16 protein-coding genes are annotated in these 15,098 nt (G+C 71.4%); 7 read left to right on the top strand and 9 right to left on the bottom strand.

Annotated features, from left to right (window positions below; genetic code table 11):
* Position 1 precedes the first annotated feature (1 nt).
* The 3 genes from fabG to ACF09K_RS29610 form a co-directional block, all read right to left on the bottom strand.
* Positions 2-706: a 3-oxoacyl-[acyl-carrier-protein] reductase gene (fabG, locus tag ACF09K_RS29620; protein ID WP_392248376.1), complete on the bottom strand. Its 705-nt coding sequence runs from the start codon at positions 704-706 to the stop codon at positions 2-4.
* A 159-nt stretch (positions 707-865) separates the two neighbouring features.
* On the bottom strand, positions 866-1,252 hold the full coding sequence (locus ACF09K_RS29615; RefSeq protein WP_392248406.1) for a PIN domain-containing protein: 387 nt from the start codon (positions 1,250-1,252) through the stop codon (positions 866-868).
* Between the two features lie 5 nt (positions 1,253-1,257).
* Positions 1,258-1,416 (bottom strand): hypothetical protein, encoded by a 159-nt coding sequence (locus ACF09K_RS29610; RefSeq protein ID WP_392248375.1) that lies wholly within the window; start codon positions 1,414-1,416, stop codon positions 1,258-1,260.
* Between the two features lie 151 nt (positions 1,417-1,567).
* On the opposite strand from ACF09K_RS29610, the gene ACF09K_RS29605 reads away from it, so the two are divergent.
* The 3 genes from ACF09K_RS29605 (at position 1,568) to tyrS (ending at position 5,892) form a co-directional block, all read left to right on the top strand.
* Complete coding sequence (locus ACF09K_RS29605; RefSeq protein WP_392248374.1) at positions 1,568-3,091, top strand: TldD/PmbA family protein; 1,524 nt, start codon at positions 1,568-1,570, stop codon at positions 3,089-3,091.
* A gap of 82 nt (positions 3,092-3,173) precedes the next feature.
* Entirely contained in the window at positions 3,174-4,568 is a 1,395-nt protein-coding gene (locus ACF09K_RS29600; protein ID WP_392248373.1) for a metallopeptidase TldD-related protein, read from the top strand.
* A 55-nt stretch (positions 4,569-4,623) separates the two neighbouring features.
* Positions 4,624-5,892, top strand: a complete 1,269-nt coding sequence (gene tyrS / locus ACF09K_RS29595) for a tyrosine--tRNA ligase (protein ID WP_392248372.1) — start codon at positions 4,624-4,626, stop codon at positions 5,890-5,892.
* Positions 5,893-5,979: 87 nt separating this feature from the next.
* Here the strand turns inward: tyrS and ACF09K_RS29590 are convergent, their stop codons facing one another.
* Positions 5,980-6,258 (bottom strand): GlsB/YeaQ/YmgE family stress response membrane protein, encoded by a 279-nt coding sequence (locus ACF09K_RS29590; RefSeq protein WP_392248371.1) that lies wholly within the window; start codon positions 6,256-6,258, stop codon positions 5,980-5,982.
* Between the two features lie 200 nt (positions 6,259-6,458).
* On the opposite strand from ACF09K_RS29590, the gene ACF09K_RS29585 reads away from it, so the two are divergent.
* Both ACF09K_RS29585 and ACF09K_RS29580 read left to right on the top strand, forming a co-directional pair.
* Positions 6,459-6,917, top strand: coding sequence for a DUF3099 domain-containing protein (locus tag ACF09K_RS29585; protein WP_392248370.1), 459 nt, complete (start codon positions 6,459-6,461; stop codon positions 6,915-6,917).
* A 175-nt stretch (positions 6,918-7,092) separates the two neighbouring features.
* Positions 7,093-7,353: a hypothetical protein gene (locus ACF09K_RS29580; RefSeq protein WP_392248369.1), complete on the top strand. Its 261-nt coding sequence runs from the start codon at positions 7,093-7,095 to the stop codon at positions 7,351-7,353.
* 62 nt (positions 7,354-7,415) lie between these two features.
* Here the strand turns inward: ACF09K_RS29580 and ACF09K_RS29575 are convergent, their stop codons facing one another.
* Positions 7,416-8,096: a TetR/AcrR family transcriptional regulator gene (locus ACF09K_RS29575; RefSeq protein ID WP_392248368.1), complete on the bottom strand. Its 681-nt coding sequence runs from the start codon at positions 8,094-8,096 to the stop codon at positions 7,416-7,418.
* 109 nt (positions 8,097-8,205) lie between these two features.
* On the opposite strand from ACF09K_RS29575, the gene ACF09K_RS29570 reads away from it, so the two are divergent.
* Positions 8,206-9,171 (top strand): NAD(P)-dependent alcohol dehydrogenase, encoded by a 966-nt coding sequence (locus tag ACF09K_RS29570; protein ID WP_392248367.1) that lies wholly within the window; start codon positions 8,206-8,208, stop codon positions 9,169-9,171.
* A gap of 21 nt (positions 9,172-9,192) precedes the next feature.
* Here the strand turns inward: ACF09K_RS29570 and ACF09K_RS29565 are convergent.
* The 4 genes from ACF09K_RS29565 to ACF09K_RS29550 form a co-directional block, all read right to left on the bottom strand.
* A protein-coding gene (locus tag ACF09K_RS29565; protein ID WP_392248405.1) for an IS5 family transposase occupies positions 9,193-10,067 on the bottom strand; the annotation gives its coding sequence in 2 pieces (ribosomal slippage) (positions 9,193-9,701 and positions 9,701-10,067; 876 coding nt in all).
* A gap of 44 nt (positions 10,068-10,111) precedes the next feature.
* Positions 10,112-11,101, bottom strand: coding sequence for a GTP 3',8-cyclase MoaA (gene moaA / locus ACF09K_RS29560; RefSeq protein ID WP_392248404.1), 990 nt, complete (start codon positions 11,099-11,101; stop codon positions 10,112-10,114).
* A 154-nt stretch (positions 11,102-11,255) separates the two neighbouring features.
* Positions 11,256-12,878 carry a cation acetate symporter gene (locus ACF09K_RS29555; RefSeq protein ID WP_392248366.1) on the bottom strand — a complete coding sequence of 541 codons (1,623 nt, stop codon included), beginning with the start codon at positions 12,876-12,878 and terminating at the stop codon, positions 11,256-11,258.
* Positions 12,875-13,231 carry a DUF485 domain-containing protein gene (locus ACF09K_RS29550; protein WP_392248365.1) on the bottom strand — a complete coding sequence of 119 codons (357 nt, stop codon included), beginning with the start codon at positions 13,229-13,231 and terminating at the stop codon, positions 12,875-12,877. Before ACF09K_RS29550 ends, ACF09K_RS29555 begins: the two co-directional genes overlap by 4 nt.
* Before the next feature lie 309 nt (positions 13,232-13,540).
* Between ACF09K_RS29550 and ACF09K_RS29545 the strand changes: the two genes are divergently transcribed.
* Positions 13,541-15,073, top strand: a complete 1,533-nt coding sequence (locus tag ACF09K_RS29545; RefSeq protein ID WP_392248364.1) for a S8 family serine peptidase — start codon at positions 13,541-13,543, stop codon at positions 15,071-15,073.
* The last annotated feature ends 25 nt before the right edge of the window (positions 15,074-15,098 follow it).

Raw genomic sequence — 15,098 nt, 5'->3', positions numbered from 1 at the left:
ATCAGTGACCCATTCCCAGTCCGCCGTCTACGGGGATGACGGCTCCAGTGATGTACGAGGCGTCGTCCGAGGCGAGGAACCGCACCGTCGCGGCGATCTCGTCGGGCTGCGCGTACCGGCCGAGCGGCACCTGCGACACGATGCCGGCGCGCTGCTCGTCGGTCAGCGCCTGTGTCATGTCGGTGTCGACGAAGCCGGGGGCGACGACGTTGAAGGTGATGTTGCGCGAGCCCAGCTCACGGGCGAGGGACCGCGCGAAGCCGACCAGGCCGGCCTTGGAGGCGGCGTAGTTCGCCTGCCCCGCCGAACCGAGCAGGCCGACGACGGAGGAGATCAGGACGACGCGGCCCTTCTTGGCCCGCAGCATGGCGCGGTTGGCGCGCTTGACGACCCGGAAGGTGCCGGTGAGGTTGGTGTCGACGACCGAGGTGAAGTCCTCCTCGGACATGCGCATCAGGAGCTGGTCCTTGGTGACGCCGGCGTTGGCGATCAGCACCTCGACCGGGCCGTGCTCGGCCTCGATCTCCTTGTAGGCCTGCTCCACCTGCTCGGTGTCGGTGATGTCGCACTTGACGGCCAGGAAGCCGGCGGGCGGCTCCCCCGACCGGTACGTGATCGCGACCTTGTCGCCGGCATCGGCGAACGCGCGGGCGATGGCGAGGCCGATGCCCCGGTTACCTCCGGTGACGAGAACCGAGCGGCTCAACGGATCACCCTTTCCGTAGGGGTCGTGACACACCGCCCGGTCAGCTGGATCCACAGGCGGCTTCCTCGAAACCTATCGGTCCGGGCGCGCGGACAAGGAATCGGGCACCGACAGTGACGTGCAGGGGCGGCTGTCGGGTTTCTACAGTCGGCCGCCCGGTCACTCCGCCATTCCGGGAGCGTGAGCGGGCAGGCCCTCGCCCCGGGCCGTTTCGAGCATCCTGCGGTCGTACGTCACCAACGCGGTCAGGTCGTTCCGCAGCGAGAGCGCGCCGGCCACATGGATCGCGTCCAGCGTCCTCAGACGTCCGACCAGGAGAGCGGCCCCGTCGCGTACTTCCCGGGTGAGGAGGATCTCGGTGATCCGGGCGTCCAGATCGTCCATCGCCTTCGGGAAGTGCCCCATGAGGTCCAGGGTCCGCACGGTCTCCACGAAGCCGAGCGTGCCGGTGGCGAGCGGCTCCGTGGCCCGTTCCTGGAGGAAGGCGTCCAGCGCGCCCCAGTGACTGCGCCGGGTCATCCAGGTGACCAGCGCGGACGTGTCCATGTAGATCAACGGTCGTCCTCTTCGCGCTCGGCCAGCAGGAGCGCCACGGGGTCGACGTCTTCCGGCACCTCGTAGTGCGGCATGCCGTGCCGCTCGGCGGCGGTGACCGGGATGCCGTCGGGGCCGTCCCCGGCCATCGTCTCCGGGCGACCGAGCCACCTCACTGCTCCGCACGGACATCCCCACCGGTGCTTTCGTTCCTCGCCGTATCGGCGGGAACTGTCGCGCTCCTTTTCCAGGGAATCAGCCCGGTGAGCCGTGGTTCACTGCTTGCGACGTACCTCACAGGCGAGCAGTTCGAAGGGATTCCCACCCGTGCCCCATGAAATCGACGAGTCATTTCTGGCACTACCCCTGCGCGCCCTCGCGGACGCCGCCCTCGCCCGCGCGCGGGCGCTCGGCGCGGAGCACGCCGACTTCCGGTTCGAGCGGGTGCGCAGCGCGTCCTGGCGGCTGCGGGACGCCCGGCCCTCCGGGTCGTCGGACACCACCGACCTGGGGTACGCGGTGCGGGTGGTGCACGGCGGGACGTGGGGGTTCGCCTCCGGTGTGGACCTGACGATGGACGCCGCCGCCAAGGTGGCCTCGCAGGCGGTGGCGATGGCGAAGCTGTCCGCGCAGGTGATCAGGGCGGCGGGGGCGGAGGAAAGGGTGGAGCTGGCCGACGAGCCGGTGCACGCCGAGAGGTCGTGGGTCTCCTCGTACGAGATCGATCCGTTCACGGTGCCCGACGAGGAGAAGGCGGCGCTGCTGGCGGACTGGAGCGCGCGGCTGCTGGCGGCCGACGGGATCGACCACGTCGACGCCTCGCTGCTCACCGTCCACGAGAACAAGTTCTACGCCGACACCGCGGGGACGGTGACCACCCAGCAGCGGGTACGGCTGCATCCGGCGCTGACGGCGGTGTCGGTCGACGGGTCCAGCGGCGAGTTCGACTCGATGCGGACGGTCGCGCCGCCGGTCGGGCGCGGCTGGGAGTACCTGACGGGCACCGGCTGGGACTGGGACGAGGAGCTGGAGCGGATCCCGGAGCTGCTCGCCGAGAAGATGCGGGCGCCGAGCGTGGAGCCGGGGCTGTACGACCTGGTGGTCGACCCGTCCAACCTGTGGCTGACCATCCACGAGTCCATCGGGCACGCCACCGAGCTGGACCGGGCCCTCGGCTACGAGGCCGCCTACGCCGGCACCTCCTTCGCCACCTTCGACAAGCTCGGCACGCTGCGCTACGGCTCCGAGCTGATGAACGTCACCGGCGACCGCACCGCCGAGCACGGCCTGGCCACCGTCGGCTTCGACGACGAGGGCGTCGAGGCGCAGTCCTGGGACCTGGTCAAGGACGGCACGCTCGTCGGGTACCAGCTGGACCGGCGCATCGCGAAGCTGACCGGCTTCGAGCGCTCCAACGGGTGCGCGTTCGCCGACTCCCCCGCGCACGTGCCGGTGCAGCGCATGGCCAACGTGTCGCTGCGGCCGGACCCGGCGGGGATGTCCACCGAGGACCTGATCGGAAGCGTGGACCGCGGGATCTACGTGGTCGGGGACCGGTCCTGGTCGATCGACATGCAGCGCTACAACTTCCAGTTCACCGGGCAGCGGTTCTTCCGGATCGAGAACGGGCGGATCACCGGGCAGCTGCGGGACGTGGCCTACCAGGCGACGACCACCGACTTCTGGGGCTCCATGGCGGCCGTGGGCGGCCCGCAGACGTACGTCCTGGGCGGCGCCTTCAACTGCGGCAAGGCCCAGCCGGGCCAGGTCGCGGCCGTGTCGCACGGCTGCCCGTCCGCCCTGTTCAAGGGCGTCAACATTCTGAACACCACGCAGGAGGCCGGCCGATGAGCGCCAGGTTCGGGATCGGCCGGGGGTCCGGGGGTCGTCCCCCGGGAAAGCACAGTCTGAACACCACGCAGGAGGCCGGCCGATGAGCGCCCGTACCGACAAGCCGCACGAGGTCGTGGAGCGCGCACTGGAGCTGTCGCGGGCCGACGGCTGCGTCGTGATCGCCGACGAGCGGTCGACCGCCAACCTGCGCTGGGCGGGCAACGCGCTGACCACGAACGGCGTCACGCGCGGGCGCACGCTCACCGTGATCGCGACCGTCGACGGCAAGGAGGGCACCGCCGCCGGGGTCGTCTCGCGGTCCGCGGTGACCGCCGGCGAGCTGGAGCCGCTGGTGCGGGCCGCCGAGGCCGCCGCGCGCGGCGCGGCGCCCGCCGAGGACGCGCAGCCGCTGGTGACCGGCGTGGCGCCGTCCCCCGCGTTCGCCGAGGCGCCCGCCGAGACCTCGTCCGCGGTGTTCGCCGACTTCGCGCCGGCGCTCGGCGAGGCGTTCGCCCGCGCGCGTGCGGGCGGCCGCGAGCTGTACGGCTTCGCCAACCACGAGCTGGTCTCGACCTACCTGGGCACGTCGACGGGACTGCGGCTGCGGCACGACCAGCCCACCGGGACGCTGGAGCTGAACGCCAAGTCACCGGACCGTACGCGCTCGGCGTGGGCGGGCCGCTCGACGCGGGACTTCAGGGACGTCGACCCGGCGGCGCTCGACGCCGAGCTGGCCGTACGGCTGGGCTGGGCCGAGCGGCGGATCGAGCTGCCCGCGGGGCGGTACGAGACGCTGCTGCCGCCGACCGCGGTCGCGGACCTGATGATCTACCAGCTGTGGTCGTCGTCGGGCCGGGACGCGGCCGAGGGGCGGACGGTGTTCTCCAGGCCGGGCGGCGGCACCCGGCTCGGCGAGAAGCTGGCCGGGCTGCCGCTGACCCTGCGCAGCGACCCGGCCGAGCCGGGCCTGGAGTCGGCGCCGTTCGTCGTCGCGCACTCCTCGGGCGGCGACCAGTCGGTGTTCGACAACGGCCTGCCGATCCGGGCCACCGAGTGGATCAGCGGCGGTGAGCTGAAGCAGCTCACGACCAGCCGGCACGGCGCGGCCCTGACCGGCCTGCCGGTGGCCCCCGGGGCCGACAACCTGATCCTGGACGGCGGCGGCGACCGGTCGCTGAAGGACATGGTCGCGAGCACCCGGCGCGGGCTGCTGCTGACCTGCCTGTGGTACATCCGCGAGGTGGACCCGGCGACCCTGCTGCTGACCGGGCTGACCCGGGACGGCGTCTACCTCGTCGAGGACGGCGAGGTCGTGGGCGAGGTCACCAACTTCCGCTTCAACGAGTCCCCCGTCGACGTGCTGCGCCGGGCCACCGAGGCCGGGCGCACGGAGAAGACGCTGCCCCGGGAGTGGAGCGACTGGTTCACCAGGTCCGCCATGCCCGCGCTGCGGGTGCCGGAATTCAACATGAGCTCCGTCAGCCAGGGCGTATAACCTCATAGCCGGTGGTCGCCGGACCGCCCGAGATCATCGAGGAGACACGAGAACCGTGACGGACATCGTCGACGAGCTGAAGTGGCGGGGACTGTTCTCCCTGTCCACCGACGAGGACGCTTTGCGCAAGGCGCTCGCGGACGGTCCCGTCACGTTCTATTGCGGCTTCGACCCGACCGCGCCGTCCCTGCACGTCGGACACCTGGTGCAGGTGCTCACCGTGCGCCGGCTCCAGCAGGCCGGGCACCGGCCGCTGGCGCTGGTCGGCGGCGCCACGGGCCTGATCGGCGACCCCCGCCCGACGGCGGAGCGCACGCTGAACGACCCGGAGACGGTCGCCGGCTGGGTCGACAGGCTGCGTTCCCAGATCGAGCCGTTCCTCTCGTTCGAGGGGGAGAACGCGGCCGTGATGGTGAACAACCTCGACTGGACGGCCGGCCTGTCCGCGATCGAGTTCCTGCGGGACATCGGCAAGCACTTCCGCGTCAACAAGATGCTGACGAAGGACTCCGTGGCCCGCCGGCTGGAGTCCGACCAGGGCATCAGCTACACCGAGTTCAGCTACCAGATCCTCCAGGGCATGGACTTCCTCCAGCTCCACCGGCGCTACGGCTGCACGCTCCAGCAGGGCGGCAGCGACCAGTGGGGCAACCTCACGGCCGGCCTGGACCTGATCCACCGGCTGGAGCCGGAGGCGTCCGTGCACGCGCTGGCGACACCGCTGATGACCAAGGCGGACGGCACCAAGTTCGGCAAGACCGAGGGCGGCGCCGTCTGGCTCGACCCGGAGATGACGACGCCGTACGCGTTCTACCAGTTCTGGCTGAACGTGGACGACCGGGACATCTCGGGCTACATGCGCATCCTGTCCTTCAGGTCCCGTGAGGAACTGGAGGAACTGGAGCGGCAGACGCGGGAGCGGCCGCAGGCGCGGGCCGCGCAGCGGGCGCTGGCCGAGGAGCTGACGACGCTGGTGCACGGCGCCGGCCAGACGGCCGCCGTGATCGCCGCGTCCAGGGCGCTGTTCGGGCAGGGCGAGCTGGCGGACCTCGACGAGCGGACGCTGGCCGCGGCCCTGTCCGAGGTGCCGCACGTCCGGGTCGCCGAGCCGGCGCCGGTCGTCGACCTGTTCGCCGAGGTCGGCCTGGTGGCGAGCAAGTCCGCGGCCCGGCGGACGGTGAAGGAGGGCGGGGCCTACGTGAACAACGTCAAGGTGACCGCCGAGGACGCCGTCCCGGCGGCGGAGGACCTGCTGCACGGGCGGTGGCTGGTGCTGCGGCGCGGCAAGAAGAACCTGGCCGCCGTCGAGGTGACGGGGGCGTAGGGGCGCAGGACGCCACCGGGGCGCGGGTCCCGCGCGGCGGGCACGGGATCGCGTGCCCGCCACCGGGGCCCGCGCCTCTTCGTGCGCTCAGGCGTGGTGCCTGCGCCTGCCCAGCGTCCGGACGTACAGCATGTCGCCGACGGCGACGATGATGACGGCGGCGACCAGCTGGAAGATGTGCCGGCTCCAGTCGATGCCCGGGGTCTCCTCCACCCCGAAGCCCCGGGCGACGGCGTTGCCGACGATCGCGCCCAGGATGCCGAAGATGGTGGTCAGCCACAGTGGGCTGTGCTGCTTGCCCGGGATGATCGCCTTGGCGATCAGGCCCAGCACGAATCCCACGATGATCGCCCACAACCAGCCCATTGCTGCCTCCTCGTACGGCCCTGCGCGAGCATTGCCCCCAGTGTCGGCCCGACCTCCTTACGCCGCATGTCGGGTGCTGCCGTACGCGGTACGGCGCAGCGCGTCCGCCCGGCCGGCGGCGCCCCGGTCTCCAGGGCGGCCGGGTCGCGGCGTACCGTTGACGGGCGGGGAGAGTTCGAGCGCGCGGATGGTGGAATGTGATGCGGAAGCGGCGCGGCGGCGGCGACGCCCAGGTGTTCCGGATCACCGGAGCACGCCAGGGACTCCAGGAGGACGTCCGGGGCCGGCAGCGGCGGTACGTGATCTCGATGTCGGTCCGTACCGTGGCGGTGATCCTGGGCGCGACGCTGTGGAACGTGGAACGGCACGTCGCGGTGGTGGCGCTGGTCCTGGGCCTGGTCCTGCCGTACGTCGCGGTGGTGATCGCCAATGCCGGACGGGAGAACGCGCCGGGGCTGCCGTCGACGTTCGTGACTACTCCCCCGCCGCCGATGATCACCGGCGGGCACGCGGAGGAGCGGACGGCGCGGGAGGAGCCCGCCGCGGAACCCCCGCGGGAGGAACCGGAGGCCGCGCGGGAGGAACCGGAGGCCGCGCGGGAGCGGACCGCGCCCCGGCCGGGACACGCGGGGGCGGGGCCGACGGAGCGGCGGCCGTGAGCCGGCTGTGCGCCGGGCCCAATAAAACCTGTTGTTCCGGTGCCGTGGCGCCGGGTCGCCGTGACATACTTCGTACGCGCTCCGCATCCCCCGTCGGAGCGACGGACCGACGCCGGGCAGCTCCCCCCGTGGCTGCTCGGCGTCGCCTTTTTGCGCGTACCTGTGAGACGAACCTGTGAGTGACGAGACCCCGATCTGCTCCGCGAAGGGCTGCCGCGCCGATGCCGTGTGGGTGCTGGCGTGGAACAACCCGAAGATCCACACGCCGGAGCGCCGCAAGACGTGGCTGGCGTGCGAGGAGCACCGGGAGCACCTGTCGCAGTTCCTCGGCGTGCGCGGCTTCCTGAAGGATGTCGTCCTGCTGACGGAGTGGGAGTCCCCCGAGGCCCCCCGGGTCCCGGGTCCCGGGTCGCCTGGAGCGCCCGGGGCGTCCTAGGGCCTGTTGCGAAAGTGGCGCGGTCGCCCGAAGGGCGGCCACGCGGCAGGCGCCGCTTCGTATCAGGTTCTGGAGGACCGCTGTCCCTGGGAGCCGTGGGCTGCGAGCGGAAGACTGCGCAGCGACAGTGCGCTCGGCGCTGGCAGCGCTCCGTGGGCCGCCTCGGCGCGGAACGACTGGAGCAAGTACGCCACCAGGCGCCGGGACGCCGCACGGTCACCTGGCAGTGCGGTGACCAGACCGCAGTGGGACAACAAGGCCACGGCAAGGTCGGAGGGGTGGAAGTCGGCCCGCAGCGCGCCCGCCGCCTGAGCCCTGCGGACCAGGGTCATGAAGTCCCGCTCGGCCTGTTCCCGTAGTCGCGCGTGTTCTCGCGTGCTGTCCGGAAAGGCCGCGACGAACGCGGCCGGGAAGCCCCGTTCCTCCCGTTGTAGTTCGCAGACCGTCTCGACCAGCCGCTGGAAGCCCTGCCACGGATCGGGGTCGGCCAGTGCCTCGGTGAGCGCCCGAGCGCAGGTGTCCATCTGGTGCGCGAACGCGGCCCGCACCAGGGCGTCCCGCGTCGGGAAACGCCGGTACAGCGTCGCCACGCCGACCCCCGCCCGCCGGGCCACGGTCGCCATGGGCGCGTCGATGCCGTGCTCGGCGAAGACCACGCGGGCAGCCGAGAGGATGCGCCGCCGGTTGCGCCGGGCGTCCGCCCGCAGACTGTCCTGCCCCGCGATCCGAGAGGATTCCCCCACCGCTGTCTCTCACCTCCGGTCAAATGGACGATCTCGTCCGCTTGCCAGCCTACGCTCGGCGCCACGATCCCCCGCACGGCCACTGGTGACGAAGGTGAGAACGCAGGCGATGGACGACCGCACGATGAAAGCCGTACTGTTCGACCGCTTCGGCGGCCCCGAGGTGCTGTATGTGGGCCGGGTGCCACGTCCCGGCCCGGCACCCGGCGAGGTCCTCGTGCGCGTGCGCGCGTTCAGCGTGAACGGCGGCGAACTGGCGGCCCGTTCCGGTCGGGTCCGCCTCATCACCGGCCGGAAGTTCCCGCAGCGCATCGGGCTGGACTTCACCGGCGAGATCGCCGCACTCGGCACCGGCGCGACCGGCGTAGCGGTCGGCGACCAGGTGTGGGGCGTCCTGGGCCGCAGCTCCGGATTCGGCAGCGCCGCCGAGTACGTGACGGTACGGCCCGAGCGGCTCGGCCGGGTCCCGGACGGACTGGACCTCGTGGCCGCGGCCGCGCTGCCGGTGGCCACCACGGCCATCACGGCCCTCCGCGACAAGGCCGCACTGCGCCCAGGCGAACGGCTGCTCGTACGGGGCGCGGCGGGCGGCGTCGGCAACGCCGCCGTCCAGCTGGGACAGGCGTACGGTGCCGAGGTCACGGCCCTGGCCCGCGCTGCCAACCTCGACTTCGTCCGTACGCTCGGTGCCCACCACGCCGTCGACCACCGGACCGTGTCCCCTGCGGAACTGGGACTGTTCGACGTGGTCCTCGACACGGCGGGCACCGACCTGCGTACCGTACGGCGGATACTGAAGCCGGGCGGACGCATGGTCACCATCGCCTTCGACCTGACGCGGCCCGCCGCCTCGCTGGGCTACATCGCGGCCAGCGCCGTCCACGGACGCGGCCGGGTGCGCTTCTTCAGCGGCAACCCCGAACGTGCGCTCTTCGACGACCTCGCCCGCCAGGTGACAGAGGGGAAGCTGCGGCCGGCGGTGGACACGGTCTTCCCGCTGAAAGAGACAGCGGCCGCACACCGGGCGCTGGAGGCGGGCGGTGTGCGGGGCAAGTACGTGGTCAGGGTCGACTAGGGTTTGTTGGGAAGGTGCTGGTCACAGCCACTCGTCGAGGACTGCAACCAACACGGCCGCCTCGTGGCGGACGGCGAGCTTGTCGTATCTCGTGGCCACGGCCCGGTGGCGCTTGAGGCGGTTGATCCCGCACTCGACGGCATGCCGCTCGCGGTAGTCGGTTTTGTCGAACTTCGGCGGCCGACCGCCTCGGGCACCGAGCTTCTGGCGGTTGCGGACGCGGTCGGCGGGGACCGGGATGGTCGCCTTGATCCCGCGTCTGCGCAGGTAGGCCCGGTTACGGCGGGAGTCGTACGCTTTGTCGGCCCGCACCCGGTCCGGCCGCCTGCGGGGCCTGCCCGGACCAAGGCGAGGTACCCGGATGGCTTCCAGGACCGGCTCGAATTGCGGCGAGTCACCCCGCTGGCCGGCTGTGATCACGACGCTCAGCGGCTTCTGCCCCTGCTCGACGGCAAGGTGGATCTTGGCGGTCAGGCCGCCTCGGGAACGTCCGAGACCATGGTCGGCCGGCTCGACGGCGATGCCGCCGGGCGGTTCCTTTTGCAGATCCCCTTTTTCGAGGCCCCGGCGGCGTGCTGGTGGGCCCGGCAGACGGTGGAGTCGATATTCACGTCCCAGGCGATCAGGCCCTTCGCGTCCGCCTGAGCTTGGAGCCGAGTGACGAATCTGGCCCAGGTGCCATCGCGCTGCCAGCGCCGGAACAGGTCGTAGACCCGGTCCCAGGGCCCGTAGCGTTCCGGCACATCACGCCAGGGAGCACCGGTACGGGTCCGCCACCGAATGCCGTCTATCAGCTGCCGTCGCGTCCACACCGGCGGACGGCCCGGCTTGATTCCCTGCGGCAACAACGGCTCAAGCCGGGCCCACTGTCCATTCGTCAGATCACCACGCCCCAGAGGGCGTGATCATCCACGACCAAGATCCACTTTCGCAACAGGCCCTAGCCGCCGATCGCCGACATCGGGCGGTCCGGCTGGACGAAGGACGGGTCGTCCAGGCCCGCGCCCGCCTTCTTGCCCCACATCGCCAGGCGCCAGATGCGCGCGATCTCCTCGTCGGGGGCGTCGGAGCGCAGGGCGGCGCGCAGGTCGGTCTCCTCGCGGGCGAAGAGGCAGGTGCGCACCTGGCCGTCCGCCGTGAGGCGGGTGCGGTCGCAGGCCGCGCAGAACGGGCGGGTGACGGAGGCGATGACGCCGACCCGGTGCGGGCCGCCGTCGACGGTCCAGCGTTCGGCCGGGGCCGAACCGCGCTCCTGGGCGTCCTCCTCGGTGAGGTCGAAGCGGGTGCGCAGGGAGGCGAGGATGTCGCCCGCCGTGACCATGCCCTCGCGCTTCCAGCCGTGCTGGGCGTCCAGGGGCATCTGCTCGATGAACCGCAGTTCGTAGTCGTGCTCGACGGCCCAGGCGAGGAGGTCGGGGGCCTCGTCTGCGTTGAGGCCGGGCATCAGGACCGCGTTCACCTTGACCGGGGTCAGGCCCGCGTCCCGGGCGGCCCGCAGGCCTTCGAGGACGTCCTGGTGGCGGTCGCGGCGGGTGAGGGTCTTGAAGACGTCCGGGCGGAGCGTGTCGAGGGAGACGTTGACCCTGTCCAGGCCCGCGGCCTTGAGGGCCGGTGCCGTGCGCCTGAGGCCGATGCCGTTGGTGGTCAGCGACATCCGGGGGCGCGGGCTCAGGGCCGCGACCCGCTCGACGATGCCGACCAGGCCGGGGCGCAGCAGGGGTTCGCCGCCGGTGAAGCGGACCTCCTCGATGCCGAGGGAGGTGACGGCGATGTCGATCAGGCGGACGATCTCGTCGTCCGTGAGCAGGTCCGGCTTGGCCAGCCACTGCAGGCCCTCCTCGGGCATGCAGTACGTGCACCGGAGATTGCAGCGGTCGGTCAGCGAGACGCGCAGGTCGGTGGCCACCCGGCCGTAGGTGTCGATGAGCACGCGGCCCCCTCCCTCGTAGCGGATCACGGGTTCTCCGTCATCTGCGAGCCTACGTGACACCACCGACAGCGTGGGGGCGCGGCCCGCACGAGCAACGAGGGGGCCGCGTCGCGGGGCTGTGGATCGCCCGCGGCGCGGCCCCCTCGGAGGTGTGTCAGTGTGCGCCGGTGCCGGTCATGGACCGCACTTCCAGCTCCGCGTACTTGGCGGTGTCCGGCTCCTCCTTGGAGAGGACCGTGCCGAGCCAGCCGAGCAGGAAGCCGACGGGGATGGAGATGAGGCCGGGGTTCTCCAGCGGGAACCAGTGGAAGTCGACGTCGGGGAACATCGAGCTGGGCTTGCCCGAGACGACCGGCGAGAACAGCACGAGCCCGACGGCGGTGACCAGGCCGCCGTAGATGGACCACAGGGCGCCGGCGGTGGTGAAGCGCTTCCAGAACAGGCTGTAGAGGATGGTCGGCAGGTTGGCGGAGGCCGCGACCGCGAAGGCCAGGGCGACCAGTCCGGCGACGTTGAGGTCCCTGGCGAGGGCGCCGAGCAGGATGGAGACGGCGCCGATGCCCACGGTCGCGTACCGGGCCGCGTTGATCTCCTGCTTCTCGGTGGCCGTGCCCCGCTTGATGACGTTCGCGTAGATGTCGTGGGCGAAGGAGGAGGACGAGGCCAGGGTCAGGCCGGCGACGACCGCGAGGATCGTGGCGAAGGCGACGGCGGAGATGGTGGCGAGCAGGATGGCGCCCCAGGTGGAGTCGACGCCGCCGAGATGGAGCGCCAGCAGGGGTGCGGCCGTGTTGCCCGCCTTGTTGGAGGAGGTGATCTCCTCCGGCTCGATCAGCGCGGCGGCGCCGAAGCCGAGGGCGAGGGTCATCAGGTAGAAGGCGCCGATCAGGCCGATGGCCCAGAGCACCGACTTGCGGGCGGCCTTGGCGGTGGGGACGGTGTAGAAGCGGATCAGGATGTGCGGCAGGCCGGCGGTGCCGAGGACCAGGGCGATGCCGAGGGAGATGAAGTCCAGCTTGGTGGTGCCGGTGGCGCCGTACTTCAGGCCCGGCTCCAGGAAGGCGGCGCCCTTGCCGCTGTTGTCGGCGGCGGAGCCCAGCAGGTCGGAGATGTTGAAGTCGAACTTCAGCAGCACCAGGAAGGTGAGCAGGAGGGCTCCGGCGATCAGCAGGACGGCCTTGACCATCTGGACCCAGGTGGTGCCCTTCATGCCGCCGATGGTGACGTACACGATCATCAGGACGCCGACGAGGGCGACGATGCCGATCTTGCCGGTGTCGCTGGTGATGCCGAGGAGCAGGGAGACCAGGACGCCCGCACCGGCCATCTGGGCCAGCAGGTAGAAGATCGACACGACGATCGTGGAGGTGCCGGCCGCGGTGCGGACCGGGCGCTGGCGCATGCGGTACGCGAGGACGTCGCCCATGGTGTAGCGGCCGGAGTTGCGCAGCGGCTCGGCGACCAGGAGCAGGGCGACCAGCCAGGCGACCAGGAAGCCGATGGAGTACAGGAAGCCGTCGTAGCCGAAGAGGGCGATCGCGCCGGCGATGCCGAGGAAGGACGCGGCCGACATGTAGTCGCCGGAGACGGCGAGGCCGTTCTGGAATCCGGTGAACTGGCGGCCGCCCGCGTAGAAGTCGGCGGCGTCCTTCGTCTGGCGGCCGGCCCACACGGTGATGACGAGGGTCGCGACGACGAAGACGGAGAACAGGGTGATGATCAGCGTGCGGTGCTCGCCGGCCTCACCGGCGGCGAGGAACGTCTGCGCGGTGTTCATGCGCCGCCCTCCATCCGGGACTTGATCGCTTCGGCCCTGGGGTCGAACTTGGCGGCGGCCACGCGCGCGTACCACCAGGCGATGAGGAACGTGGTGAGGAACTGGGCGAGGCCCAGCGTCATGGCGACGTTGAAGTTGCCGAACAGCTTGGTGCCCATGAAGTCGCCCGCGTAGTTGGACAGCAGGACGTACAGCAGGTACCAGACGATGAAGGCCAAGGTCAGCGGGAAGGCGAAGCTGCGGTAGGAGCGGCGCAGTTCACCGAACTCCGCGCTCTCCTGCACCGCGACGAACTCCTCGCCGGCGGGGAGTCGGGCTGGGGATTTCGAGGGGGGCGGTGTCTCGGTGGCCACGGAGTCTCCTCGCGTTGCGGGTGCGGTGGGTGGGGGGCGGCGAGGGTCCTCGCCGTCCCTGCCCAAGGTCACGGCGGCGCACGACGACGGGTTCAACGCCTCGCACCGGTTTCCGAAGTGGCCTCGGCGGCCGCTGTGTCAACGAGCCACGCCCGTCGGAGGTCATGGCCGGGTGAAATCGCCTCCCGAAGGTCATTGCTGGCCGGCGAGTCGGGGAGATAGCTTCGGGCGAGCACCACCCCGTCATGTACCTGTCCAGGCACGACCCGTGTCCGGGCAGGTCTCGCTTCCGGATGATGTGGAGACCCCATGGCTCATCTGCCTTCCAGACGCCGCCTCGCCCTCGCGGTGCCCGTCGTGCTGTCGCTGACCGCCTCCCTCGGCTTCCTGCCGACGGCGGCCTCGGCGGCTCCGGTCACGGCCACGGCCACCCAGGCGGCGGACGCCGGAACGCTGGCGTACGTCGTCAACACCAAGGTGGACCACCGCACGATCGAGTCGGTGAAGAAGGCGATCGCCGCGGCCGACGGCACCGTCGTCGCGACCTACGCGAAGATCGGCGTCATCGTCGTGCACTCGGCGAACCCCGACTTCGGCGCGCAGATACGCGCGGTGCGCGGCGTGCAGTCGGCGGGCGCGACCCGCACCGCGCCCCTGAGCCCCGCCGGGACCACGGACGAGGGCGCCGCCGAGCTGATCTCCGCGGCCGACGCCGCGAGGACGGCGAGCGCGTCCGCCGCGGCGGGCGTGAGCGAGCCGCTCGAGGCCGACCAGTGGGACCTGCGCGCCATCGGCGCCGACAAGGCCGCCGAGATCAACCCGGGCAGCAGCAAGGTGACCGTCGCCGTCATCGACACCGGTGTGGACGACACCCACCCGGACCTGGCGCCGAACTTCTCCGCGTCGCAGTCGGCGAACTGCGTCGGCGGTGTGGCCGACACCAGCGAGGGCGCCTGGCGGCCGTACAACCCGACCGAGGACTACCACGGCACGCACGTCGCCGGTGAGATCGCGGCGGCCCGCAACGGCATCGGCGTGGCCGGTGTCGCGCCCGGCGTGAAGGTCGCCGGCATCAAGGTGAGCGACCCGAAGGACGGCCTCTTCTACCCGGAGAACGTCGTCTGCGCCTTCGTGTTCGCCGCCGACCACGGGGTCGAGGTCACGAACAACAGCTACTACGTGGACCCGTGGCTGTACAACTGCATGGACGACCCCGACCAGAAGGCCATCGTCGACGCGGTCAACAGGGCGCAGCTGTACGCCCAGAAGAAGGGCACGCTCAACGTCGCCTCGGCCGGCAACTCCAACCACGACCTGGACTCCGACGCGATCGTCGACGACTCCAGCCCGGACGACTCCACTCCGGTGACGCGGACGATCGACCCGCACGAGTGCTTCGACGTGCCGACCCAGCTGCCGGGGGTCGTCACGGTGAGCGCGACGGGCGTCAAGGGCACCAAGTCGTACTACTCCACGTACGGTCTGGGCGCCGTGGACGTGGCGGCGCCGGGCGGCGACCGGTACCAGATCCCGGACACCCCGTCGGCCAACGGCCGCATCCTGTCGACGATGCCGAACAACGCGTACGGCTTCCTCCAGGGCACCTCGATGGCGTCCCCGCACGTCGCCGGTGTGGCCGCGCTGCTGAAGTCGGCCCACCCGTGGGCCTCCCCGGCGACGCTCCAGGCGCTGCTCAAGGCGCAGGCCGACAACCCGGGCTGCCCGGCCGAGCCGTACGACGGCAACGGTGACGGCGTGGTGGACGCGACCTGCGAGGGCGGCAAGCGCGTCAACGGCTTCTACGGCTTCGGCGTGGTGAACGCGCTGCGCGCGGTGAAGTAGCCGGGACGTGGTTCGAGGGGCCGGG

The sequence above is a fragment of the Streptomyces sp. NPDC014882 genome (assembly GCF_043081325.1).
Classification (GTDB): domain Bacteria; phylum Actinomycetota; class Actinomycetes; order Streptomycetales; family Streptomycetaceae; genus Streptomyces.
The sequence above is the reverse complement of the archived record's forward strand: the minus strand, read 5'-3'. Positions and strand labels throughout refer to the sequence as shown.